The organism is Citrobacter sp. Cb080 (assembly GCF_030334745.1).
Taxonomy (GTDB): Bacteria; Pseudomonadota; Gammaproteobacteria; order Enterobacterales; family Enterobacteriaceae; genus Citrobacter; species Citrobacter braakii.
Genome location: NZ_JAOWDG010000082.1, coordinates 147,369 through 172,458, shown reverse-complemented (window position 1 = coordinate 172,458; position 25,090 = coordinate 147,369). Strand labels below are relative to the sequence as shown.

Below are 25,090 nucleotides of genomic sequence, written 5' to 3'. Positions count from 1 at the left end.
CGGAGGTTGTATGCCGTTAATTGCAGGGATTGATATCGGCAACGCCACCACCGAAGTGGCGTTGGCGCAGCATGGCCGGTTTATCGCCAGCGGGATTGTCGCTACGACCGGTATGAAAGGCACACGGGACAATATTGCCGGGGTGGTGGCCTCCCTGCAGCAGGCGCTGAATAACACCCCGTGGTCGCTTCAGGACGTGGCGAAAATCTGCATCAACGAGGCGGCACCGGTGATTGGCGATGTGGCGATGGAAACCATCACTGAAACCATCATTACCGAATCAACAATGATTGGGCATAACCCGCAAACGCCCGGCGGCGTTGGCGTGGGAATGGGAACCACCATCGCCGTGGAGAAGCTGGCGGCGTTGAGTGAAGATCGGTTTACCCAGGGCTGGATCCCGCTGGTCGGTGAGGAGAGGGATTTCCTCGAGGCGGTTTGGTTTATCAATGAGGCGCTGGATCGCGGCGTCAACGTGGTGGCGGCGATCCTGAAAAAAGATGATGGCGTGCTGGTGAACAATCGTCTGCGTCGAACAATGCCGGTGGTAGATGAAGTCACCCTGCTGGAGAAGGTACCGGAAGGTGTGCTGGCGGCGGTGGAAGTGGCGGCCCCAGGACAGGTGGTGCGAGTGCTGTCGAATCCTTACGGCATCGCGACCTTCTTTACACTGACGCCCGAGGAAACGCAAACTATCGTCCCCATCGCCAGGGCGCTAATTGGCAACCGTTCCGCCGTGGTGCTGAAAACCCCGCAGGGTGATGTGCGCTCAAGGGTGATCCCGGCGGGTAAGATCTTTATCCGCGGCGAAAAGCGTGGCGGTGAAGCCGACGTAGCGCAAGGCGCACAGGCCATTATGCAGGCGATGAGCACCTGTGCGCCCGTGTGCGATATTCGTGGTGAAGCAGGTACGCATGCAGGCGGCATGCTGGAGCGGGTGCGTAAGGTGATGGCCTCGCTGACCGGTCACGACATGAACGCGGTGTATATTCAGGATCTGTTGGCGGTGGATACGTTTATTCCCTGCAAGGTGCAGGGCGGTATTGCCGGGGAGTGTTCAATGGAGAACGCCGTTGGCATTGCGGCGATGGTGAAATCCGATCGCTTACAGATGCAGGCCATCGCCAGTGAGCTGAGCGCCCGGTTAAACATCCCGGTTGAAGTCGGCGGCGTGGAGGCCAACATGGCTGTCGCCGGTGCGTTAACAACGCCCGGATGTGCTGCACCGCTGGCGATCCTCGATTTAGGCGCAGGCTCCACCGATGCCGCCATTATCAATAGCGATGGCGTAGTGAAAGCGGTCCATCTGGCTGGCGCGGGGAATATGGTCAGCCTGTTGATTCAAACCGAGCTGGGCTTAAGCGATCCGTTTCTGGCGGAGGAAATTAAAAAATACCCGCTGGCAAAAGTGGAGAGCCTGTTCAGCATTCGCCACGAGAACGGCGCGGTGGAGTTTTTTCGCGAACCGCTCAGTCCGTCAGTGTTTGCCAAAGTCGTTTATCTGAAAAACGGCGAGCTGATCCCCGTAGATAACCAGACCTCGCTGGAAAAAATTCGGTTGGTGCGCCGACAGGCCAAAGAGAAAGTTTTTGTGACCAACTGCCTGCGCGCTTTACGCCAGGTGTCACCCGGCGGCTCTATTCGTGATATGACTTTTGTGGTGCTGGTGGGCGGCTCCTCGCTGGATTTCGAAATCCCGCAGATGATCACCGACGCGCTGGCGCATTACGGCGTGGTTGCCGGACAGGGCAACATCCGTGGTACCGAAGGGCCGCGTAATGCGGTAGCGACTGGGCTGGTTTTGGCTGGGATAGCGAATTAATCGTGCAGAAAACAGCCGCCGCAAGCGTTTAGCTGCGGGGTAAATCAAATAAAGGTGATGTTCTCTTTGATATCCCGGCGGAGTTGGGTACATAGTATAAATGTGTCTCTCACGTGGTTAATTTTAAGGATAAGAGCATGCCAACAGCAATTGAGAAAGCATTGGATTTTATTGGTGGTATGAACACTTCGGCGTCAGTACCCCATTCAATGGATGAAAGTACCGCTAAGGGAATCTTAAAGTATTTGCATGACTTAGGTGTGCCAGCAAGTCCAGAAGCTGTGATGGCACGGGGTGAGCAGGAGGGATGGAATCCCGAGTTCACGAAAAAAGTGGCCGGATGGGCAGAAAAAGTGGCCTCCGGTAACCGCATCCTTATCAAGAACCCAGAGTATTTTTCAACTTATATGCAGGAGCAGCTCAAAGAGCTAGTTTGAGCTGACTATCGAATCAAACTCTAACGGACGTTTCCATCTCTGGATGGCGACGTCCAGAGGGGGTTGCCTTTCGCATGTTCTCGCCTTATCACGTGAAACACTTTCCGTCCCTGCCTGACTTGTTTTTCTTGTTACTCATTTCACATTTCGGTGCAAACAGGTAGAGCGCTATCAGTCTGGTTCAGTTGATTTGGTCTTAGCGAACAAGCTGGACATTATCGACGTGGCTGAAGTGGATGTTAACCACTTAATTTCATGATAAATATAATAAAAATCAAAAAGGTGAACAGGTGGACACTTTTTTATATACAGTAATTTTTGTGATTTTTGAGTGTGGATTGTGGAGCGTTAAAAGTTACAGGTAATAAAAACGCGCCCAATAACTTCGGCGCGTTTGTGGTGTATTTCCGCTGTAGCAACCTGTCAGGTGGTCATGTTCGAATCACAAGGTAATACGTTGGCAGAGCCTGGACACGTAAACGTCATGTGTTTTCACCCTGTGATTTTTTCCACTTCCTTTGTCTGGCAGCAGCAATAAACCAGATCGCAAACGTAGTGATGGCTATAGCCAGAAAATACAGAATCAGTGAAAATCCGTCATTCCAGTGCGCTTCCTGTATGAATCCGTAGTTTTCCTCATACCACGCCATAAACTCTTCATCAGGGATGAAGTAACAAAGCAGGGTGTAAACCACTGTCAGGGCGAGCAGTTCAGAAAGCCATAAAAAAACATGTGTGGCCGGTTTCATCAGTACACCTGTATTGTGCCGAACGCTTTTAATTGAGCCGTAACCATAACTGATGGTGTGCTTAATAAAGCCTCAAGTAAGATCGCGTAATCTGAATGGCTGGGTAGCGTAATGCAGCCATCACTAATGCCCGATTTACCCGCAGGATGTAAACGGAAGTTACCCCGCTCAACACCGTCTATGAATGAGATATCATCAATTTGGCTATCCTGGCGATAAAGCGCAAACCATAGATCGCGATCTGAGCCGCTCTCTAAGCCGTGCACCATATCCCGCCAGCGGGAGTGAAGTCCGCCTCTTTGGCGCGTCACAATGTAGTAAAGACCGGGCGGCAATGGCCCTTTTTTTACTACTGTAATCGAGGCAGGGTTATTCCTGTGTGGCCCTGCATTTCCTGAGTACGCCGGGAAGAAACCCACGCCCGGGCAACTTAATGTAGATAGCTGCCCGCCATTAAGATGGAAGGTGCACCGGATCATCTTTCATTCCACGCATCAGAAAACTGAATGTTGCCATCACAGTATTTCCAGGTAATCCGCTCATACCGCATGGCTACGTTTTCAAGATGATTATGTTTTTCGGTCGCCGGGTTTTTGATATCGAGCATATGCGGCGCGGAGCTGACGATCTTCACGTTCTCAAGCAACATGTTGAAGTATTCAACTTCTTGCCCGGCGTCGTTAATTCTGTACCATTTAAATTCTGCGCTTTTAAGTGTCTGCCCGGTGGCAATAGCCTTGTAAAGATACGGGCTGGAAGAGTCGAACTCTTTTTGAAAGTTAAGGGGGGCATGTTGCCTGGTGCCGGTGAGTTTTCCGGTTCTGCTGTCTGTCGGAATATGCAGACTATGACCAAAAGATAGAATCTCTATGCTTCCCTCTCTATCCTGGACATCAACTGAACCTTTGATATCCGCGCCGCCGTCGTCTTTTAAAAATAAATATGCAGGAATAGCCATTATATAAACGCCTTTTAGTTAATGAGGTGACTAAATCCTATAACCTAAGCCGCTAGTATGTCTAAAATAATTTTATTGTAAGCTGGTAAATAACATATATGTGAATGTGTTATTTGGATTTATATAAAAAATAAATGAAAGGAAAGTATAATGGAGAATATTGAAATCGAGAAACATAAAAAATTCATAAATGCGATAATTTGGAATTTAAAAAACTGGAAGAATATAAGTGATCTTTAAATTCTGAAGCATTTTTCTTTGTCCATTATCATGGATTTTTATGTGGTTCACTTTCTGGTGAGATGCTGGCCGCCAATCGGGAACAGCTCAATGTAATGATAGAATATTTGAATGGATTGCGCACCGAGATAAACCGATGAAATCATTCAGGGTAATGTAAATTATTTGTTCGATATTGTTTGTTATCTATCGGATATTGATTATCTGCATTTTAGGTTATTTTAATAATTATTAACCTGTTTTATTAATTAACGTGGCACTCAGACGTGAGCCGCCACTGATCGCCCGGTTTCCTTTTCCGCTCCTGCGGTTTTCCTTCTCCCGGCGGCGGGTAATCTTCAATTTTTCGGAAGTGGCCCAACGACGCAGACGTGTGTTTGTTGTCGCAAGTGCTCGAGATGATTTCTATCCCGCAGCGGTACTTTTTGAGTTCGACGGCGTGCGCCGGGATATTGCGCCGGGTACTGAGCAAAATATTTTGCCGACGTTACCCGGAGCAGGTAAGTTAAGACGGCACGGAGAAAAGAAAGACGATGCCAAAGATAAACAAACTGCGAATTCGCAAAAAAAAACTACGCAAAACTGCGCAAAAAAAACTGCGAATTCGGAGTCGGTAAAACGCGAAAAACTGATCGACGCATACCGCCTGGCGGGTGCAAATGCAAAGGGTTTGCGGCGTTTGTGACCGCCAGCCAGCCCCTAAGAATTCCTAAGGTTTTACGAGCCATTAGCTTGCGCCGGGGCAAGCCAGATGTTAAGAAATGTTAAGGTTCAAAGAGCCATTCTCATGCTTAGAAATGCCAGGGTTACACGGGCCATTCGCTGGCAGCGCGACAAACATCAGAAACGCTATTCATCAGATTGCGCAGTGAAAAACTGGGTACGCAAGGTACGCAAAAAGACGTGCCAGCCTTTTTTATATGATGCGGGCGGGCTTATGCGTGGAGTTCGTCCACCAGCTTCACACATCGTCAATGTATGCAAATGTTAACGTTTTGCGAATGGCACTAAGCAAGAAATGCTGTAGATATGGTGGGCGGTCATAAAATAACCATAAATCACCATGGTTACCTTTCTGGAATATCCCCAGCATATCCCCGGAAAAAACAAAAGGGCCGACGATTACTCGCCAGCCCTTGCTGTGTTTGGTGGCCCCTGCTGGACTTGAACCAGCGACCAAGCGATTATGAGTCATAAAATTGGCATGTTTTTAATTGTTCGCTATTGTCTCTGTTTGTGTTTTTAATTGTCTATAATCAATCAGTTATAAAGTTGTTTTTGTTTCTGATTGGTTCTCTCATTTCCCCATTGTACTATCCTTACCTGACCCGTTACCTGACCCGAAATGGGCATCGGGTCAGGTAACGCTTATCCTCAGAAAGGTAAACTCATGGCCGCTAATCTTACCGAGACTGCTATACGTGGATTGAAGACAAAAAGCACTGCGTATTACGTGTGGAGCAACAGCGCTCAACGTGGTACCGGCAGGCTTGGTGTTAAGGTTCAGCCTTCAGGCAGCAAAGTTTTTTATTTCCGTTATTACGTTGAGAAAGGGAAGAAAGAGAAGTTCATCCAGTTGGGTATCTGGCCTGAGATGAAACTGGTGACGGCCAATGAGCTGGCGAAAAAGTATGGTGCCTGGCTTGTTGAAGGAAAAGAGCCCCAGCAAGAGCTTGAGCAACAGCGCTTGGCCGAACAGCACATCATGCAGATCCATCGTTCTCAAGGATCGTTTGAAGAACTGGTGCATGGCTACGTTAACAAGATGAAGCTCGACAACAAGCGGACGTGGGCCGATGTCCTGAAGCGTCTTGAAAAAGAGTGCTATTCAGTTATTCCTCGCGAAACCAAAGCGAAGGATGTCACGCCCTTACAGATCAAAACGATCTTGTCTGGCATTATCCAACGTGATGCGGTGGTCCATGCAAACCGAGTCCGTTCTTACCTGATGGCGGCATTCAACTACGGTCTGAAAGCTGATAATGATCCGATGAATACCAGTGTGGGTATTACGTTCGGCCTTGAGGTTAACCCGGTCTCGGCCATACCGAAGCAGTCTTCGGCAGAAAAGGTGGGGGATACATGGTTAACGTTGGAAGAGCTGCGTGTTGTCATGGAGCAGTTCGCAGAAGCCACTAATGTTGGGCCGCTGATGCAGCATTTAATCCGCTTTTGCGTTTATGTTGGCGGGCAGCGTCCATTTGAAATGATTGCCAGCCAATGGAGTGCAATTGACTGGCAGCAAAAGACATTACTGGTCATAGCCGATGTATCGAAAAACAAGCGTGAGCACCTGATCCCGCTGACTGAATCGGCATTACAGGAATTAGCCTCAGTGAAAGAGCTGACTAAGGAAAGTAACAGTCCCTATATTTTCCCGCTATCAACCAACGGTGAGCGCCCGGTACGTACCGATAGCCTGGCCCGTTCCATCATGTATTTCCGTGCTTTTAATCCTGAGTTTAAAGTTTTCACGGCGCGAGATTTACGCCGGACCTGTAAAACGCTGATGGGGGAGGCGGGGATCAGTAAAGAGATCCGTGACCGTATTCAGAATCACGCTTTAAATGACGTCAGCTCGAAACACTATGACCGCTATGATTATCTGACTGAAAAGCGCAGGGCGCTTGAGATCTGGGAAGATCGGGTTAATAACTATCAACGGCAGCAGGAAAACAACGTTGTTAACTTGTTTGGGCGGAGGTAAGAGCTTGTCAAAATATGAGCTTAATTCAGCGGAAGAACGGTATCAGCCGGGCTCTGGAGACTTAGTGCTGGCTAATAAGCTAGGGATTACAGATGAAGAGGAAATGGAGGCGCTGGAGTCTGGCTTGCTGCTGATGCTGTATGAGCAGTTATTTATTGAGGGCCAGCCGCCTGAGATGCTGGCTTTTGAGCACATCAGCAGGTGGCATCGCCAATGGCTGGGGAATGTGTACGACTGGGCGGGGAGGCTGCGTAATGCCAACCTGACAAAAGACGGCTTCCAGTTTGCCGCTGCCGACAGAATTCCGCTACTTCTTGATGGTTTCGAGAAGCAGTTTCTCGCTCGGTCTGGCGAGCTTAAATCTCTGGCTCGTTCGGAGCTGGTCACTTATCTGGCTGAATGCCATGTGGAATTTATTTTGATCCACCCATTCAGAGAAGGTAACGGGCGTCTGTCGCGGCTACTTTGCGATGTGCTATCGGTTCTGGCAGGGAAGGGCTTACTTGATTACAGCCTGTGGGATGAGCACAAGGCGTTTTACTTCAAGGCAATACAGGCAGGCGTATCAGGGAACTACAGCCCTATGATGCAACTGGTGAACGACATCTTGCCAGATTAACGGGCGAGGCCAACGGCTTTCGCCTGTGCTTGGTTTTGTTTCAGTTGCTGCTCAATTTTTTGCACAGAAACACCAGTTTCTATTGCGGTTGAGCTGGCAACGGAACGGTAGATTTGAGTTTTAGTGATCTGGCTGTGTGCTGATTTTTTTGTCATGGTGATAACCTTGTTTTGTTGCACTGATTCTAGTGTGGATAGGGACAGCCCGCAAGGCTGACATCAATTGGGATTGCACGGTGAAAGCCTGTATCGTTCACAGAGTAGCGCTGTACATCTCTTGATTTGAGATGATGAAAATACTTACTTGTCATTAAATAGCTTTTAGACTCATCGCTTTACCTTGATATAATCCTTTGTAATTTATAAGGTCAATGCATTGGTGGCGATAAATGACAAGTAACTCCGATTTTTTTGATGCTTCTGAGCTTTTTAATATTCCTGAACAATTTGATATCCCCGATACTTTTTGTCGTGCTGACGAGTTCTCGAAAGAATTTAAAGTGAGCCTGAAGGATATTATATCCACATGGCTGGATGATAAAATCAGTCTCTATGTTAACCTTCGTTCAGAATACTGCCGAATAATTCGTTATGCGAATAAAAAAGAACATCGTTATGATACTTTTGATATCAGAGCAGGAGGAGACTTTTATCAACATAAGGATAGCTCTCAGTTTGCAGTAAGAACATTCATACCTTGTGACCAATCTGAAATAAATGAGTATCCGGTTTTTAGCGGCAGTTCTTTTTTTAAATATGTCTACAATGGATATGCCAGTGGTTTTTGGCGGCTGCAACCTACAAGCACCACTCGATTAGCAAGGGAGAATTACAATCTTAAAAATGCAAATGAATTATGGAATGAAACTCCAGGAGAAGTTAGAGTTCTTGGTAGGGATGATAAGGATTATTTGATTTTTGATAAAAATATCTTTGTCTACCATGAATTGTTATACATTGATAACCATGGGTGTCAAGAGTTATTTCGATTTTTTAATAATGAAGAAAATAAAATTCATGAAGTAGAGATCTCTCATATACAGACTTTCATCGCATTAATTTTACTCAAAATAAATTTCGCAAAAGAAAATGACGAAATAAATTGTTTAAAAACAACAAATATATTGAATGCAGTCCGGGATAATCACAAATTATCTATAAAAAACGTTAGTAACAAAACAATATCGAAATGGGTTAAAAGCTCTTTAATCGAAGAAGGTAAGTTATCTTTAGATATTGAGGATGGTCGTCATTCTCAAATAAAAGATAATGTAATATATTTAATAATTAAACTCGGGCATGCAAACCTTACATCGGGAGAGTTAGCAAATCTATTGTTCAAAGAAGGCAGTAATTATCAGCTACAACAGAATATTACTTCCTCGGTGTTAGAGACCTACCTTGATGCTCTTCTTATTAAATACACTTAATTTCAAGTAAATATCTCAATAAGGTTCTCATTAGACATTAGCGTAATGGGAACCTCTCTTCTTTAAATTTTCATCTGAATCGTAGAAACTGGCTCTATCAAAACAAAGGAGGCAGTATGAATACAACATTTACCCCCCCCACCCGCTGAAAAACGACTACAGATCTTGCGTGATTACGGTGAGAAAGGCGACCGCCTAGTACGGGAAAAGGAGCGCCAGTATATCACGTCCATTTCTCGGTCAACAGCCTGGAAACTGGAACGGTCAGGTAAGTTTCCTAAACGCAAGTCAATTGGTCTGAAATCCTGTGGTTGGTTATTAAGCGACCTACTCTGTTGGATCAATGAACGCTAAGAGTCTGAAATTTTTTTATCATTTCTTTTGTTTTTTTATCTAATGGTCGGAAATGCATCTTGCTATTTCCACTATTAATAGCGGAATAGCAACTTAAGCGGAGGTATTTTCGACACGAATTGATCATGAGGTGTTTTATGTCAGGAAACCAAAAATTTCCTATACATCTGTTTCCAGCAAGAATCGGGCATGCAATTTATGAGGCAGAGCAACAAACTCAGGCTCCACTTCCCTTAATTGCAGCAGAGATGCTTGGTGTGATTTCTCTGGTTTGTCAGAACCAGATTGATGTCTGCAGGCTGAATAATCTGCGTAGCCCTGTATCACTGTTTATAGTGACAATTGCGGAGTCAGGGGAAAGGAAAAGTACAGTGAGTAAGCTTTTAATGAAGCCGCTGTATCAACGAGAAGAGCAACTTTTTGAGCAATATAAGCAGGAGTTCATTAACTGGCAAAATAACGTAAAGATCTTCACGGCTGAAGAAAAGGCCTTGATGTCAAAACTGAAATCAGAGATTCGCCGTGGTAAAGACCCATCAGATACACGTGAGTCTTTGAAAATACTGCAAGCCAGTTGTCCTGTAGAACCCGTTAGGCACAAGTGGATATTTAACGATGTGACACCTGCGGCGCTAAAAGAGCATCTCTGTGGGCATAAAAGATCAGTTGGCATGATGTCAGATGAGGCAGGGAGTATTTTTAATGGTTATACATTAAATGAGCTACCACTCATTAATAAAATGTGGGATGGATCAACTTACTCAGTAGAAAGGAAAAATGAACCAGAGAGATTAATAAAAGATGCTCGACTGACACTATCTCTGATGGTTCAGCCTATAGTCATGGATGGGTATATCGAGAAGAAAGGTGAGATAGCAAAAGGGATAGGATTTTTTGCTCGTACCCTGATTAGTCATCCCTACTCAACACAAGGGCAGAGGAAAATAACTAACCCGACTGTTTCAAGTGAGCATTTACCGGTGTTCCACAAACGATTAATGGAGATCGTTGATGAAGGTATGATTAGTCAGGGAGAACGAATTTGTTTGCATTTTTCTTCTGAAGCAGAACTGGCATGGATTGAATTTTATAATCGAATTGAATCAGAAATGGGGATTATCGGCAATCTTTCAGAATTTAAAGATTATGCATCCAAGGTAGCTGAAAATATGGCAAGAATCGCCGCTTTGTTGCACTACTTCAACGAAGATAAAGGAGATATATCCCTTGTTGCCGTGGAAGCTGCCATAGCGATCAGCCTGTGGTATGCAAATGAACACATTAATCTTTTTTCTAAACCTAAGGAATCGATGATGGTAAATACAGATGTTGATGAAATGTACTGGTGGGTGAAAAATTACTGCAGCCAAAATCTTTTGCCATACATCAGGAAAAACACCATACAGCAATATGGTCCCAATCGCTTCAGGGATAACAAAAAAACGACAGAGTTATTAGGTATGCTTTATTCTCAAGGTAGAATAAAGACCTATAAAAAAGGAAAAACTATTTTTATTCAGCCTGTTGATTTATTAGATGTGACTTAATGAGGTTATAAGATGTAGAAAGCAGATAGTCCCCACCACTCAATTATATTATTGCAGAGTTATTTTCAATCAGTCTTTACTGGTTGTGGGGTACTTTTGCCTTAATTTAAATGTAGGAAAGGTATTATATTTATCTCTGTTAAGTAGAACACCAATCGACGGTCACTAATATAGTCCTGTGGTAACACAGGACTATTAAAAAGGAATATTTTATGCATTTATATAATGGCACTCATGGTGAACATATTTTTGATTATAAAATTAAAATTGAGCAGACCTTAAATAATGCCATCAGGCAATATCCTCGAACAATGGCATTGCGGGTAGATCTTCATTACCCACCGATTCTGGATAGAGGTGATACCATCTCCTGCTTTCATAATCAGGAACCAGGCGCGATCTCCCGCTTCCTGAATGCACTGAAAGCAACCCTCAGCGCCAGTGAGGATCGCAGAATGCGTGACGGTACCAGAATACACCCGAATACATTACGTAATATTTGGGTCAGAGAATTTACGCTGCTGGGTAAGTGCCACTTTCATATCTGTCTGTTGTTCAATAAACATGCCTATTACCATTTAGGTGATTTTAAATACGAAGACAGCCTGGGAGTGATGATCATGAAAGCCTGGTACAGCGCTCTGGGTTTGACGTTTGAAGATTGCCCACAACTCGTCCATTTTCCTGACAACTGCAGGTATATGCTGGAGGTCAATGGTCCTGATTATGTTGAGGTTTACTATGATCTTCTTAACCGACTGGATTACATGACAAAACTCGATACCAAAGTCTTTGGTGAGGGTGAAAGGAACTTCGGTTGTAGTAGAGGATAATTTATTTTTACAGTTCAGGCCTTTTATATGGTGAAAGGGCCTGATTTTTTTTATTCAAAAAAAGGAAGTTTTTAATACTTTGAACATCGCGCCGGTATAAATTTTAACCGACCAAGAATTCGAAAGTGTTGAGATTAACCCGTAGCGTCTCAGGGTAGGGCTCATCACTCTCCCCAGTCCTACTGAATATTCTCTTTGTGACCCAGCAGAGTAGGTTGCAGAGTCAGGAATGTTGCTTTAGCGAGCTTGGTATAGATACGAACTATATAGGACGAAAGCCTGACCGAAGAGGCTATTTCGCGACAATCAGCAAGTCGGGATGGTGGTGTTTGATCCTCCAAGTAGGCTTGACATGAGTGATTCGCTGAAATCTTTCCGCATGCCGATACGGATCTTAGTGGTTAATAATTATTCCCTCAGAGCACACATAATCTCATTCTTAAGCGCCAGCATGTCGTATGGCAATATGTCAGCCAGATACGTGCTTAATGGCCAATCCCCTCATCGTATCTTTCCACTGTTTTTTTATTACTGCGACATAGTCTGTCGCATGCATCTGGCAGACTCAGCTCACTGTCTGTTGGTGATAAACCAGTTAAGTATTGAAGGCTATTGCCGATAAATCTGATATGCATAAATGCGTTACGCATTCAGGGTGCTGCTACAGGAGCCGTAATGCCAAAGCGAACAAACAGCGTTGATACCACATTTTTTTCTCTTGAGCTGTTGCGTCGTATACCGCGCAGTCAGCGCATTACCGCCCAAGAGTTGCATCAGCAACTTACGGATGCGGGAATTGATCGCAATGTGCGTACCATTCAGCGCCAGCTTGAACGCCTTAGCCAGCACTTCGATCTAGAGTGTGACGATCGCTGCCGCCCCTATGGCTGGCGATGGCGGGCAGGCTCGCGAGGACTGAGCTTGGCGCAACTATCGCCAGCAGAATCGCTGCTGATGCAGATGGCACAGGCGCAGTTAAAGCATCTGTTACCCGCGCATCTGATGGCTTCATTTTCGCCGTTTTTTAGCCAAGCGGGACACACTCTTAGCCACAGCGAACAGGCGCAGCGAGAGCGGGAATGGTCGCAGAAGGTGCGGGTAGTCGCTGCCAGCCAGCCACTCCTACCGCCAGTGATCCAGGAAGGCGTGTTTGACGCGGTTAGTGAAGCGCTTTACTACAACCGCTGGCTGAATATTGATTACAGCAATGCGCACGGTACTCGCCGTCAGGTCGAGGTGATGCCCCTAGGGCTGGCTCAACAGGGCTCGCGACTGTATCTGGTCTGCCGCTTTAAAGGCTACGATAACGAGCGCAGCCTAGCTCTGAACCGCATTATCTCGGCGGTCTGCAGTACCTTTCACTTTTCCCGCCCCACGGATTTTAACCTCAAACGTTACGACGACGACGGGCGTTTCGGATTCGGCGAAGGGCGACATATCCGAATTCATTTCACGCTTGAAACCGCGCGGGCGCAACTTTTGCTGGAATCGCCACTTTCATCCGACCAACAGGTCAGCGAGCTTGACGACGGGCGGATGCGCTTTAGCGCCACGGTTGTTGACAGTCCGATGCTCGATGGCTTTCTTGCAACTTTTGGTAACACCATCAGTAACATTAAACGCGACATAGACGATGTTAGTACAGAACAGGAAAATAATGATGAGTACAGGTGATAGTCAACTGCTGCCAGTATTAAGCAACGCATCGGATAGCGAATTGGCCCCGCTGGTGGAATACATCACGAAGGCGTTCAGCAGCGGCATTGAGAGTAAAGCAAGTTATAAAACCCATTGCCCGGCACACAGTCAGTATGTCGATCTGATTGCCCACGAGCTGTGCGAGTTTGGCGGAAATACCGTCGTCAATCTGTTTCGCGGCGGTGGCCCTGAGTGGAAAACAGTGGTGATCGATGTGGCGGACAAGCTTGACGCGACGTACGAGAAGGACTGGGGCGTTGACCTTATCGAACTGGCTGTGCTGGCGGCGATTACTCGCAAGGCTTGGTCGGATATGGACCAAGCTCAACGCAAAAATCTGCTTGAAAAAATGGATCTTACTCAGGGTAGTACGATGCTTTTCCCTGAAGCAAAATTAATGACGCAGTTGCAGTCTAGCCGCTTCTCAAGCTTACTCTTGGCATCGTTAATTGCCAACGTCTTTGCCAGCCAACTGCTCGGACGGACGGTGGTGATGTCCGCAGCCTCGTTTGTGGCTGCGCGAGGGGCAGCTTCTTTCTTGGGGCCGATTGGCTGGGTGATTACTGGGCTATGGACCGCCCTAGACCTGGCGGGACCAGCGTTTCGCGTTACGATTCCTGCAGTGGTTCAGGTAGCACTACTTCGCCAACGGATTCATGCTACGGCGGAAGCCGATAAAGTTTGGTGGGAGTATCATCGCTGGCAGGATGAGAAAGATGCTGACAGCTGGGTGGCGAACATGTTTCGTATGGTAGGACTTTCTAATGCAGCCAGTGTAAGGCGTGAGCGCAATACGGCGTTTGAGCAGGGTGTGGTGGCCGGGCAACAGCAGACGACGGAAGAGTATGCAGATAAGGTCCTCAAAAAAATGGATGAAGTTCAGCGTTTTGAAAAACGTTGTGAGGCAATGCTGGCTGTTGCCTTTGCTTGTGCTAAAGAGGAAGGTATCGCGCCGTCTGACGTGCGCAGCGATATCGAAACCTGCTGCCTGGGGATGATGAGCGGGCATCTTTCCTCGATATTACAAGCCACAATTAATCGTCTTATTGTCAACCCGCCTGATATCCACACTGCGCTTGAACAGGCGTTCGAGTTAGGTATTCAGGAAACTGAGGCTGCTGAGCTAATGGCGGTGCTTCGTGAGGCATTTAGCCAGCGTGCAGGTGCGTTTTAAGGGGAGATTATGGACAGAAAAACACTTTTATTGCGTCTGAACCAGCAGCGTCAACGACAGACAAGAGAGCTCATACCATCAACAAAAGAGGTCGTTACAGTATCCGATGTCAGTGTTTGGCAGGCACATCAGCAAGTTCGGCAGTATCAACAGAAGTGGCGCACGGAACAAACCACATTGATGCTGGCTGAGTGCCGACAGCGTCTTCTGCATAGCATTATTGGTCCGTTTGGGCTGGGGAGTATTGTCTCTGCATGGGACAAGGTGGGGGGGAATGTCGATACCATTCATAATGTTCGCTCCGGGGTGTATGCCACGGAAGAGGAGCAAGTGCGTTATGAAAGCCGCGGTAAGTACAACAGTGATCCATATCATAAGCACGACAACTACAAGAAGACCAACGCCGAAAACAGTAAAAAACAGGATTCAGGAAAAGCTGTTGATGCCTATACCGGGCAGACACTGAGCAGAAATACCAAAGCGCAGCAGGATCACCTAGTTTCTGCCAATTCTATCCATAACGATCCTGCGGTCTGGCTGGCGGAGGCTAATGGTGCGGATCTGGCGAACCACAAAACCAACCTGCATCAAACGCACCACTCGATCAATGAGTCGAAACAGCAAAAGAGCGCAGAGGAGTACATCGCCTGGTTGAACAAAAACCGCGCCGATCGCGATTCCCAAATTGCCCGGTTGGAAGAGAAAGCCAAAAATGAGCCTCTGAGCAAAAAAGATCAGAATGCACTGGAGAAGTACAAACAGCAGAACGCCGTCGATCAGGAAAAATTGCGCGAGCTGGATGAAGTGGCACGCAAGCAGTATGAAAGCAGTCTTCGTTGGGGCTACTACGGTAGTGCGAAATTCGGTACATATTTACTGAAAACCAGCGCTGTCGAAGCGGGGAAAATGGGCCTACAGCAGGCGATTGGCTTAGTGTTGACGGATTTTGTCGACGGCCTGTTGTTGGAAGTTCATGACAGCTGGCATAACGGGTTTTGTGATGGGGTGGATCAGGAGCATGTCTGGGAGGCATTAAAAATCCGTGCTGGGCGGGTGGCAAAGAGCTGTCTCGATAACTGGCGCAACGTGCTAACGGCTTTTCGTGACGGGGCCATTAGCGGAATCATTAGTAACTTGATGACAACGCTGATCAACACCTTCTTCACAACTGCCCGCAACCTGGTGAGAATGATCCGCGAAGGCGTTTTTTCGCTGTTCCGCGCAGCCAAAATCGTACTGATGCGACCAGAAGGTACAAGCCGTGCCGAAGCACTAGATGCAGGGCTGAAGATCGCCGTCAGCGGCGCATTCGTCATTGGTGGCGTACTGCTTGAAGAGTACCTCAGCAAAACTCTCGGTGCACTGTTTACTGTTCTGCCCGGTGGGCTGATCACTACCCTAGTGGCTGTGCTGACGGGGTGCGTCACCGGCCTTGGTACCGTATTAACGGTCTATATGCTCGATCGATTAGATCTGTTTGGCGCGCAGCACCAGCAGGAAGACAATGCCGTACTAACGATGTTACAGGACGGTAGGGCGCAGGCCGATGCGCGTTTACAGGCTTTGTTGGGATCGGACCCGGAACCTGTCTAAATACATCAAAGACACCGAGGAGTTATACGCAGAGAATTGGTGTTTTAAACATACACTGCAAAAGAGTTTGATTTGTACCAAATTGAATTTTTTTTCAAAAATATGACGGAATATTATATATGGATTTACATGGTCATTTGCTTTATGTGGATATCACCCAGATCTGCGGCATCGGCTGTGCGTTCTGCATGTATGCAGATAAGCACGTAACGGGTAAGAGTATGGTGCTGTCAACGCAGGCACGTGACAACCTGTCGGCGCTCATTAATGATCCCTCCGTAAAGCGTATTTCCGTGAGTGGCGAAGGTGAACCGCTCAATAACATTCATACCTTTTATGACTTACTGGCGTTGTCCCGAGGGGGCAACAGCTTTGAGTTTATTACCAGTGGTTTTTTTCGCCATGAGAAGATGGAAAAGATCTTTGATGAGATTAATCGTCTTGTCTCCGCCAATGGTGATACCTGTAATATTCGCCTGAGTTCAGATAGCCACCATATTGAAAAAGTAAAATGGCGTGCACATGGATTTAGCCTGGATTATGTTCAGCGCAAAAAACCGTCATCGCTCAGTTTTTCATTTCGCTCAATTGATATCGATCGGGCCTTCACTCGCGAATATCTGGTGAGTGAACTGGCCTCATGGGGAATTAACGCCAGCATAAAGCCAGTCAGCGTACTGGAAGACAAATTATTAATAGGTGCGGACACGTTTAACATCGACTACAAAAATCTGGTTCATCCGGCAAGAGATACGCCGGAGGGTTATCTGGACTTACAGGGATATATTGCCGCGATTGAGTCCAAAGTGGATAAACCTTTTACCTTTGGCAGCCTGAACCGTGCACCCCAGCCCAATGGCATGGACGTGACAATTAAACCCAACGGCGATGTGTTTCTGTACGGTATTGAGACCGAGCGTGTTGCAAATATCCATTCTGATGCGATCGACTGGCATCATCTGGCGAGCCATGTGCGGGAGAATCCCTTGTCGCGCGCGTTATATACCCAGCCGTTAACCGAACTGCTGGCGCGGCTGGAAGACACCCCGCAGCTTCGCGCGATCATCGCGACCGCCAATAATCCTTACTGGCTGGTCAAAGAGATGGGGAAGCATTCCGGGTTGCTTGAACAATGGAAGGCAGCATGATTGATTCGCACTGCCACTCGTTCTACTCGAAACATGCTGTAGGTACCATCGACGAACTTGTTTGTGCCTCGATTGCTGCGGGGGTGACGGTACTCACCATCACTGATCATGCTCCGTTCCCGGTGGATGCGCAGAACCGTTTGCTGGAATCGGAACTGGAGAGCTATTTCACCGATATTGATAAGGCGCAGCAGGCCTATAAAGGAGAGATCACGCTGCTACGCGGTCTGGAACTCGATTATATGCCGGGTACTGAGCGTTATAACCGGCAATTACTTGCCCGCTATCCAATGGATTTTGTCATCGGTTCAATTCACTACGTCACTGTTGCCGATGAGCCGATGGTGAAGGTCTGGGAACTGCCCCGGTTAGCGGCAGACTCCTTTCTGGATAAGTACTTTGCTCAGCTTGAAGCGTTGCTGGAAAGCTGGTTGTTTGATGCGGTTGGGCACGCTGACACGCTACTGCGCGCAATCCCAGAGGATGTGTTTTTGCGTCGCTTTGAACCGTTGATTGCGCCGCTCGTACGCAGCGGTATTGCATATGAACTGAATGCTTCGGGCCTGCGAAAATCCAGCCTTGATCCTACGACGGGTAAAGAAATTGCAGGAAGATGGTCCTATCCTTCCCGAGCTTTGCTGGAGAAATTACTGAGGAACAATGTTCCATTGACCATCGGATCCGATGCGCATGATCCTCGTGATGCCGGAGCGGGGATCGCCGAGTTGGTGGAGGTCCTCAGGCCATTAGGGCTTCAATCCATCAGCTATTATCAGCAGCGTCAACGCATTGATGTTCTGCTGGATGACCTTCAATTTCACACTGTGCCAGCGTCTCGCTAAGGAGCTTCACCATGAATGGACTAAAAACCCCGCATTCACTTGCGTGGAACACGTTGCACAACGAACCGCTCGCAACCCAGTTGGCAATGTTTCGCCAGGCCAGTGCACAGATCAATGCGCAGGATGTTAAATCCGGTTTTCGCGCGTTCGCGACCGATTTGCTGGCACGCGGTTTGATCGACATGTCCGATTACGTCGCTATTTTTGGTGGTAAGGCGCTGCATTATCTGACGCCGAATGCGACTGGATCATTTTGCGATATGCGCACCGGTGCTGACGCTACAACATTGGCGGGCATTTATAGCCGTGCGAAATATGGCGGAGTGAGCGAGATACGCTATCTGGCACGGTGCGTTATCGACTATCTTGCCGCAGAACTGGATGACACCTCTTCTTCATGGTCAGGGTTGTTTTGCCAGGCCAAAGAGGAGGGAGAGAGTGTTGTGATGATGACCACGGGCTGGCGTAATGTGCCTTCCACGGCCAATGTGCTCTACGATATCGTGGTTGAGGAAATTAATCTCACGTTGGCGCATAAAGGATTGCCCACCATTATCAACGTTAAACTGCCCAGGATTGCGCCGCCGTGTGAAAATTACGCTAGCCTTAGTCAGGCCGAGCGCGATCGGGTCAATCTTGTGCAGGATCATGTGATTCCAGCGGAGAATTTTTACCGCTGGAGCGGCGTGCATGTCATTTTCGGAGATGACGTGCTGGTGACTGGGGCAACGGCGGACAAAGTGTTGTATGAATCGCTGTGTAACGGCGCCCGGTCATTTCGTGCCATTTACCCAGTGGCGCTAGATCCCCGGGTGGCATTAACTGATGCGTCGGTGGAGGATCGGTTGAACAGTGTGAGCGTAAAGCAGCATTTGGATGAAAACGTCGCGCAACTGCTCTCTGCTCCGGGCTATCAGCCCATTCTGCGTGCGTTGCGTCTGCTATTTGGCGAAGACAACCGGGGTAGTTTACCGGCTTTCCTGCCAAATGTGCCGGTGCTTACCTGGCTTAATCTTTATAAATCAGCGTTAAATAATGAGTTTTTGGCTCAGCCTGCATGCGCGCCATCACTGGTGATGCTCAGAACATATCTGATGCAAAATGGGCTGTTGTGTGCGAAAGGTAAGGTGCTGGTGAAATGACGTCCGACACTATCCATTACGTCAGTTACTGGGAAAACGCACCGGGTCAGACCATGCCGGCTTATGTTGCCCTAGCACTGGTTTCTATGCGCAGAGCTCTGGGCGATCGTTTTCTTCTGCTTACGCCGCGAACGGTAAGCGAGCACATCGATGCTGACATCATGAATAAAGCTTGGGCTTTTGAACCGCTGAGCTTTACGCTGGCGAACGGCATTGAAGCTATTGTGGCGAAGAGCGATTTCATTCGCATGGCGTTTGTACATCGCTGGGGCGGGGCATGGTTGGATGCGGATACGTTGCTGTTTAGAGATCCGAGTGTTGAGTTATTTCCGACAGGGCTGAGCCATAAATTGCACTGGCATAGCGAGTGTATTTTCGCGTCCCTGCCGGGAAACCCCATACTTGCGCAAGCCTTAGCTATAGGGCTTGAGAGCGAGAATCACGCTTGGGGTAATCCTGGGAGAATCAAAAATATCATTGCCCAGGCTGCCGATGCTGCCATCCCGATTGGCGGGGAGGTCATCGATCCCGGATACCGTCCTCTTTACAACTTTGCTGGTTGCGAGGTGATGCGTCGCACCGATATTGCCGTCGGGGCATTTTTGATTAACGACGTGGCCATTCTCAAACTTTACAACACCTATTTCCGGCGTACCGAAGCCCGGAGAGAAACCGTGGCTGAATTCCTGGCGGGTGGCTCGCTGCTGGCAAAACTGTTTTTGCATATTGAGGCGAATGCGGATTACTGGGTTGATGAAAGTGACAAATTGATAGCTTCCGTTGCCTGAGTACCGCTTTCGCCTAGTACGATAGCCTCAGCGGGTAAGTGGAGTCGACAGTGCGTGGCGCCATTGAGGTTAATACGCGGCGCGATTGCTTCGTGAATGGTCGGCGTCCGGCGGTGTGGCGAGCTGTGGGCAATATACAGCCATGCGGGGATGCGTTCAGTTAAATGGCTGAATTCAAGTTCAATGCGCAGTAGATCGAATATCTCGGTGGTGCGTCCACTGGGAGTCCAGGCCAGCGGTGCGGTACGGTGATCGGGCCGCACGACTGCGACAGGAACGCTGAATTCAAGGTTGATGGTCCCGGCATAACAGCCTGCAACTTCAGGAAATTTTTCACAGATTAAGGGCAGTTGTCGCGCCAGCGTGCCCGTCGCTACCCCTAGCCCTGGGATGATTCTGGCGTTAAGCGACATGCTGTTTTTCGCTTCTGCTGGCAGCGTTAAGAGAGTCTGCAATGCGTTCATTAATGACGTTAGCGAAAAAGCATCCATATTTTTTTTGCCCGTACGACGGAGTGTGTCTGGCTGTTGTTCGCTGTAGATCACTTGTGTAAAAGGTGAGCGAGGCGGCAGCCATGGGTTGTGTTGACCTGCAATCAACGGGTAGATCGCCACCAGCTTCGCTTTCAGGCCAACAGCCATATGCACAATGGCAGTATCCACACTAACAACTGCCTGCGCGCGGCGAATATAGCCTGCAACCTTTTCGGGCGTTAGCCCGTCGTGCAAGACTGCCACATTATCGCGTGCAACTGCGTTTTCCAGATGCTGTGCGCTGTGCAGCGTTGAAGGGCTGCAAAGAATTCCCACGGAATGACCGGGAAACTCGTCGGTGATAGCTTGTAGAGCTGCGGTTGCACGGGAAGGGGATAGCCCCTTGTCTCTTCGGCTGGCATAAGGATTAAAAAGTATTTGGGGGGAAAGTGCTGCAGGCGGGAGCTCGGCAGGCAACGGCACAATGTACTGGGTGTCGATCACTTTCGCGCCCAGATCCTGCAGAATATATTTGTACTGCTCCACGATATTGAGCGTGTTTGCAGCAAAACCCATTTTACGATTCACACAGCGCAGTGAATCATCAAGGGAATAGAGACTCGCCGGGCGGAGTAACCGCATAAAAACGATTTCTGCAGGTTGCAGTCGTCCAACCAGATGAACAACGACATCGACATTACTTAGTTGGTTCACCAATCTGCGTAGTTCACCAAGCCCTGGATGCGGATTCGTAACGATGACTTCATCCACACCGAAGGTGTTGGTATGCATTTCAGCTAACTCGTTAACCGTAAGTACAGTCAATCGTGCATTGAGCTTACGTGATTCGCGAAAAAAGAAAGAAGATACGATGGAGTCGCCCAATTTTGCATCCCAGCGAAGCAGAAGAATATGCAGTTTTTCGCCGGGGGTTTTCGTGGGCAGAGGTTTGTCCGCCAGCAGGCGAAATATCAGCCTGGAAACTGCTTTGCGTAAAATCTTTAAACTTAACAATGTGCTCACCAGTCCTTTGCTCAGAGGGCCGATCCCGGCCACACGGTTTTTTCAGGGTGATGTGGCGTATTCTAATCGTGAATTAACATCACATTGCATCACTATTATCTCCCGGTCGGCTTTTTCCTGTTTTCCTTGGTGTTCATTGCGTCACAGGCACTGCTGCCGGATGTAACCAGCCCCTGAATCACGTTATAGTGGTGGAGGGCATTCAATGTCTCCTGAGCAACGTCAGCATCGCGTATTCATGGCTTGCTATGTTTTTAAAGCCTTGTCCCTCCGGCCCCCACTCCTCATAGCTCATCATGATTGCTTGTTTTAAGCTCTCTGCTCGCTCTGTTTCGACGTAGAATTTTTTCTTGTCTGCCGGCGAATAATTACTAAGTCTCGAGTTGCTGCTTGGTGAGATCAGGCAGAGGTTACCGAAACGATGGACATCATCCCCCATTTGGTTTGCGCCAGAAGGATCGGTTTGAGGAAAGTAGTGTTCAACCGACGTTCGACTCGGTGAAAACTGGAAGCCGTCAAAATGCTTTTTAATCTCGGGATTATTAAGCCCTTTACCATCAAATGATTGGCCAGCATTAAGATCACGCCACAAACGATAATCGAGCAAATTGAACACAAAGTTCTGCACACCGGTACCACGGTGCAGAGCCTCTGCATCGAATTGCTCCTTTTCACCACAAATCTCAGCCAAAAACTCATGGCTGAGTTGCTCAAGCTCTCTGAGGTAAGCCGCTCCGTCAACGTTCAGTTGACCCAAAGCCAGAGTATTCAAAATGGCCAGCGAGCGATTGAGCCATCGCTTGTAAACATAGGCAGGGTGGGAGACATGGAACATCGACAAGATCATCGCTAGTTGTTTATTTACACCAGACAGTTCATCTTGATCGAAAGAGTTGTTGTAGCTAAAGCTCGAATTCCTGTCTCTGGCATAGTACTCAAGTGTCAGCAGGCTCCACTTCTCAGCCTGATCGCGCTTAATGATATAGCGGTCAAACAAGACTCTAAACTTCAGCAAGTTAAAAGCAAACTGGGTGATTTTTTTTCGGTCATTTTTTATGATTTCAAATGCCTGAAGTAGCTTTTTATCGTCCAAAGACACGGCATTATCCACTGTCACTTTTAGCACATGCAGTAGGAAGTTGGAGAAATCGATAATCGAATCAAAACGCTGCTCTTTTGCTTTTTCATCGTTGTCATCAGTGTGATGAAAGCGTCGTCTTTCGATAATATCTCGTATAGTCAGCTTTTCGTCTGTATCACGATCAGTTTCTATCGCGCATTTTATCACCTCAAAACTCGCCGGGAATCCTAGCCACTGCTCACCAAATAATGCTTTGCGAGCCTCTGAGCTAAAGCCCAATTGCACATATCGATTCATGTCAGCGCAGGCATCCCATATGGCAGAAAAGCCGTTTCTTGCGGCAGTTTCACCGTTGTAAACTGACATCAAATTCGCTTTCAACACTTCGTGTTTTTCTAGCTGTTCACCTCGGTTATTCATGATCTCAAAGTAGTGGTTGAGATCAGTCTCTGTTGGCACCGGAACCCGCAAAATAGTGACGCGCTGGAGTAGATATCGGCAAAAGTTGTTGGTGTCTATGTTCTCTTTCTCAAAGTAGCGTTCAATAATAGTAAACGCCGCTCGGATTGAGGGTTCTTCAGGATCATTGCTCTGAGCCTGTTGAAACAGGTTATTTAGCGTTCGGGCTGATTTAGGGCGGCTGTCAAAGTCGAGATTTAGGTGAAGCGGGGATAAATCTTGTTCGCTGCAGTAAGCAACTTTTTTTAAATATGCGAGCAAAATCGACAGTGTTGTGTACCTTTGCTGTCCATCAATCGTTTCATAGACTATTACGCCTTGGTGTGCGCTATTGGCGCCATCTCGGACATATACCACCAAGCTGCCCAGATAGTATTTCGGGTCTTCCTGTTGCTCTGCATTTTTAAGGGCTTCAGCAGCATCGGCAATATCCCGAATAAGCTGTTCAATCTCCTGCGCGCCCCAGGCGTAGTTACGCTGATAAATAGGGATAACATAATGGCTATTAGCGCTGAATAACTGTTCGATGGTCAGCAAGGCTAAATCGTTACTCAGTGGCATGTACATCTCCCTGCATCTGAGCGATTGAATCTTCTACGGGTTTGGCATTTTGAAAACGAATGTTTATACAACGCTTTGGCTGAAAGCGTAGGACTTGTTGTGGGTGGATCGCTTTATCGAGCACTCTCAATAGTCCTCGGGGCTCACGCGCATAACCATCAACACTGTCCATGCCGATTTTTTGATATTGCAAGCGCAAGTAGTAACTCCAACAAAAACAGACTGTTGCGGCTTGAATTAATTCTTTGTCGCCAAACTTATCGTAATAGGCCATCACTGCACACATAAAGAGATTTTTAATATACATATCCCCTTTGCGTGAACTGCCAGCGTAACGGGTATGTTTTTTTAAGAAATTGCCAAGCAGCGCGTTGTCACCTTCAAATAGGGTGTGATGCAGGGATTTGTAGTGCTGGATATACTCAAAAAAGCGCTTTCCGTTAATTATTAACTGATTAACCTGAAACGGATAAGGTTTATTCTGCTTGTCCCACTTCCTGATAGGGTCGTTATTGTAGTGCTCAACCGCAAAATCCAGGGCGAGCAGAGACTGCAGATAGTGGTAATCAGAGGTGGAGAGGTTTACGCCTTTGAACACCTCAAGATTGTGGCGGCTGAACTGCACGCCATAATCGCCATCCAGCCATCGGCGCAGGCGGAACAAATACTCGCCCATAATGAGGTGAAGGTTAGCGGATTCATCATCCGGACTGACTCCTTGCTCCCATAGGCTAACGTGGTGTAGTCGTTCCGCTTGCTCTGTATCATCCATCATTTCGCGCAAATGGTATGCCTTTAGCAAGTCATGGGGCGCGAGGGCCTTACCCCTGGCATTTTGCGAGTCGAAAAACTGAAAGGCTTCGCTCAAATCATCGAGCGTCACTTCGATCAGTTCACACTTGTTACACACGAAGTGAAGTAGTGATTTGCGCTCGTTATCATTTAGTCCCACGAGGCGGTTCTCAATGACTTTGGCATTGTGCTCAAGGTTATTGATGCTAACCCTTGAAGCAAAAGATTGTTCCAACAGGGGCGTTGAAAACTCGCCACTCTGATCGAGCACTGAGCAAAGCAAGGTTAAGGTCAGAAGGCGCTGCTGACCATCAACGATATCGAGCTCACCTTCATAAGCAGGTTTTAACTTATCCCGGTGCAACACCACAGTCCCAAGGCGGTAGCTCTGTTTATTTTGGTGGGTTAACACATCATCAATTAGTTGATTGACGTGTTTTTGTTGCCATTTGTAGGGGCGCTGGTATGACGGAATAGCGAGGCGCTGCTCTAGCAGCATCCCGATTTTTTTTACCTGATAGGATACAGTTCCCATGACTACAATGCCTGCTCAACAATCATAACTGTCAGTTGGGGTTGGTTTTGCTGGCTGTTTTCCAGATGTATTTTTAGTTTATCGCA

The 25,090-nt window shown here is 47.6% G+C and carries 24 protein-coding genes; 16 read left to right on the top strand and 8 right to left on the bottom strand.

Going from position 1 to position 25,090, the window contains the following annotated elements:
- Positions 1 to 10: 10 nt before the first annotated feature.
- The gene (locus OGV38_RS21850) at positions 11 to 1,822 is read left to right on the top strand and encodes a diol dehydratase reactivase subunit alpha (RefSeq protein WP_286474979.1); all 1,812 of its coding nucleotides are present in this window, start codon (positions 11 to 13) and stop codon (positions 1,820 to 1,822) included.
- A 113-nt stretch (positions 1,823 to 1,935) separates the two neighbouring features.
- Positions 1,936 to 2,259, top strand: coding sequence for a DUF1889 family protein (locus OGV38_RS21845; RefSeq protein WP_071524484.1), 324 nt, complete (start codon positions 1,936 to 1,938; stop codon positions 2,257 to 2,259).
- Positions 2,260 to 2,741: 482 nt separating this feature from the next.
- On the opposite strand, the gene OGV38_RS21840 is transcribed toward OGV38_RS21845, so the two are convergent.
- The 3 genes from OGV38_RS21840 to OGV38_RS21830 are packed head-to-tail and all read right to left on the bottom strand — an operon-like array spanning position 2,742 to position 3,966.
- Positions 2,742 to 3,008 (bottom strand): hypothetical protein, encoded by a 267-nt coding sequence (locus OGV38_RS21840; RefSeq protein WP_016154576.1) that lies wholly within the window; start codon positions 3,006 to 3,008, stop codon positions 2,742 to 2,744.
- A complete protein-coding gene (locus OGV38_RS21835; RefSeq protein ID WP_269518947.1) occupies positions 3,008 to 3,487 on the bottom strand; it encodes a DUF2778 domain-containing protein in 480 nt (159 codons plus the stop codon). Before OGV38_RS21835 ends, OGV38_RS21840 begins: the two co-directional genes overlap by 1 nt.
- A complete protein-coding gene (locus OGV38_RS21830) occupies positions 3,484 to 3,966 on the bottom strand; it encodes an Hcp family type VI secretion system effector (protein ID WP_101701232.1) in 483 nt (160 codons plus the stop codon). Before OGV38_RS21830 ends, OGV38_RS21835 begins: the two co-directional genes overlap by 4 nt.
- 493 nt (positions 3,967 to 4,459) lie before the next feature.
- On the opposite strand from OGV38_RS21830, the gene OGV38_RS21825 reads away from it, so the two are divergent.
- Positions 4,460 to 4,891, top strand: a complete 432-nt coding sequence (locus OGV38_RS21825; protein WP_181627500.1) for a hypothetical protein — start codon at positions 4,460 to 4,462, stop codon at positions 4,889 to 4,891.
- A 276-nt stretch (positions 4,892 to 5,167) separates the two neighbouring features.
- On the opposite strand, the gene OGV38_RS21820 is transcribed toward OGV38_RS21825, so the two are convergent.
- The gene (locus OGV38_RS21820) at positions 5,168 to 5,401 is read right to left on the bottom strand and encodes a hypothetical protein (RefSeq protein ID WP_286474969.1); all 234 of its coding nucleotides are present in this window, start codon (positions 5,399 to 5,401) and stop codon (positions 5,168 to 5,170) included.
- Between the two features lie 195 nt (positions 5,402 to 5,596).
- Here OGV38_RS21820 and OGV38_RS21815 point away from each other — a divergent pair, with 195 nt between their 5' ends.
- Positions 5,597 to 6,913 (top strand): tyrosine-type recombinase/integrase, encoded by a 1,317-nt coding sequence (locus tag OGV38_RS21815; RefSeq protein ID WP_213748761.1) that lies wholly within the window; start codon positions 5,597 to 5,599, stop codon positions 6,911 to 6,913.
- A gap of 4 nt (positions 6,914 to 6,917) precedes the next feature.
- Entirely contained in the window at positions 6,918 to 7,532 is a 615-nt protein-coding gene (locus tag OGV38_RS21810) for a Fic/DOC family protein (RefSeq protein WP_275145898.1), read from the top strand.
- Here OGV38_RS21810 and OGV38_RS21805 read toward each other — a convergent pair.
- Complete coding sequence (locus tag OGV38_RS21805) at positions 7,529 to 7,711, bottom strand: hypothetical protein (RefSeq protein ID WP_286475060.1); 183 nt, start codon at positions 7,709 to 7,711, stop codon at positions 7,529 to 7,531. The genes OGV38_RS21810 and OGV38_RS21805 overlap by 4 nt on opposite strands.
- A 209-nt stretch (positions 7,712 to 7,920) precedes the next feature.
- Here OGV38_RS21805 and OGV38_RS21800 point away from each other — a divergent pair, with 209 nt between their 5' ends.
- The 11 genes from OGV38_RS21800 to OGV38_RS21750 all read left to right on the top strand — a co-directional run bounded on the left by OGV38_RS21800 (position 7,921) and on the right by OGV38_RS21750 (position 20,080).
- Complete coding sequence (locus tag OGV38_RS21800; protein ID WP_275145899.1) at positions 7,921 to 8,961, top strand: hypothetical protein; 1,041 nt, start codon at positions 7,921 to 7,923, stop codon at positions 8,959 to 8,961.
- A gap of 165 nt (positions 8,962 to 9,126) precedes the next feature.
- Positions 9,127 to 9,315: a helix-turn-helix transcriptional regulator gene (locus OGV38_RS21795; protein ID WP_502874076.1), complete on the top strand. Its 189-nt coding sequence runs from the start codon at positions 9,127 to 9,129 to the stop codon at positions 9,313 to 9,315.
- A 137-nt stretch (positions 9,316 to 9,452) separates the two neighbouring features.
- Positions 9,453 to 10,862 (top strand): YfjI family protein, encoded by a 1,410-nt coding sequence (locus OGV38_RS21790; RefSeq protein WP_213748757.1) that lies wholly within the window; start codon positions 9,453 to 9,455, stop codon positions 10,860 to 10,862.
- A 212-nt stretch (positions 10,863 to 11,074) separates the two neighbouring features.
- Positions 11,075 to 11,695, top strand: coding sequence for an inovirus Gp2 family protein (locus OGV38_RS21785; RefSeq protein WP_286474958.1), 621 nt, complete (start codon positions 11,075 to 11,077; stop codon positions 11,693 to 11,695).
- A gap of 675 nt (positions 11,696 to 12,370) precedes the next feature.
- On the top strand, positions 12,371 to 13,369 hold the full coding sequence (locus OGV38_RS21780) for a helix-turn-helix transcriptional regulator (RefSeq protein WP_213748755.1): 999 nt from the start codon (positions 12,371 to 12,373) through the stop codon (positions 13,367 to 13,369).
- Positions 13,356 to 14,567: a YaaW family protein gene (locus OGV38_RS21775; RefSeq protein ID WP_286474953.1), complete on the top strand. Its 1,212-nt coding sequence runs from the start codon at positions 13,356 to 13,358 to the stop codon at positions 14,565 to 14,567. Before OGV38_RS21780 ends, OGV38_RS21775 begins: the two co-directional genes overlap by 14 nt.
- 9 nt (positions 14,568 to 14,576) lie before the next feature.
- A complete protein-coding gene (locus tag OGV38_RS21770; protein WP_275145902.1) occupies positions 14,577 to 16,160 on the top strand; it encodes a hypothetical protein in 1,584 nt (527 codons plus the stop codon).
- Between the two features lie 119 nt (positions 16,161 to 16,279).
- Entirely contained in the window at positions 16,280 to 17,308 is a 1,029-nt protein-coding gene (locus OGV38_RS21765) for a radical SAM family protein (protein ID WP_213748752.1), read from the top strand.
- Positions 17,305 to 18,150 (top strand): histidinol-phosphatase, encoded by an 846-nt coding sequence (locus tag OGV38_RS21760; protein WP_213748751.1) that lies wholly within the window; start codon positions 17,305 to 17,307, stop codon positions 18,148 to 18,150. Before OGV38_RS21765 ends, OGV38_RS21760 begins: the two co-directional genes overlap by 4 nt.
- 11 nt (positions 18,151 to 18,161) lie before the next feature.
- Positions 18,162 to 19,292, top strand: coding sequence for a phosphoribosyltransferase family protein (locus tag OGV38_RS21755; RefSeq protein ID WP_213748750.1), 1,131 nt, complete (start codon positions 18,162 to 18,164; stop codon positions 19,290 to 19,292).
- Positions 19,289 to 20,080: a glycosyltransferase family 32 protein gene (locus tag OGV38_RS21750; protein WP_213748749.1), complete on the top strand. Its 792-nt coding sequence runs from the start codon at positions 19,289 to 19,291 to the stop codon at positions 20,078 to 20,080. The genes OGV38_RS21755 and OGV38_RS21750 overlap by 4 nt, the downstream gene beginning before the upstream one ends.
- Here OGV38_RS21750 and OGV38_RS21745 read toward each other — a convergent pair.
- The 3 genes from OGV38_RS21745 to OGV38_RS21735 all read right to left on the bottom strand — a co-directional run bounded on the left by OGV38_RS21745 (position 20,035) and on the right by OGV38_RS21735 (position 25,004).
- Complete coding sequence (locus tag OGV38_RS21745) at positions 20,035 to 21,576, bottom strand: glycosyltransferase family 9 protein (protein WP_286475054.1); 1,542 nt, start codon at positions 21,574 to 21,576, stop codon at positions 20,035 to 20,037. The genes OGV38_RS21750 and OGV38_RS21745 overlap by 46 nt on opposite strands.
- Positions 21,577 to 21,778: 202 nt before the next feature.
- The gene (locus OGV38_RS21740; protein WP_213748747.1) at positions 21,779 to 23,677 is read right to left on the bottom strand and encodes a GmrSD restriction endonuclease domain-containing protein; all 1,899 of its coding nucleotides are present in this window, start codon (positions 23,675 to 23,677) and stop codon (positions 21,779 to 21,781) included.
- Positions 23,664 to 25,004 carry a DUF262 domain-containing protein gene (locus OGV38_RS21735; RefSeq protein ID WP_286474937.1) on the bottom strand — a complete coding sequence of 447 codons (1,341 nt, stop codon included), beginning with the start codon at positions 25,002 to 25,004 and terminating at the stop codon, positions 23,664 to 23,666. The genes OGV38_RS21740 and OGV38_RS21735 overlap by 14 nt, the downstream gene beginning before the upstream one ends.
- Positions 25,005 to 25,090: the final 86 nt, after the last annotated feature.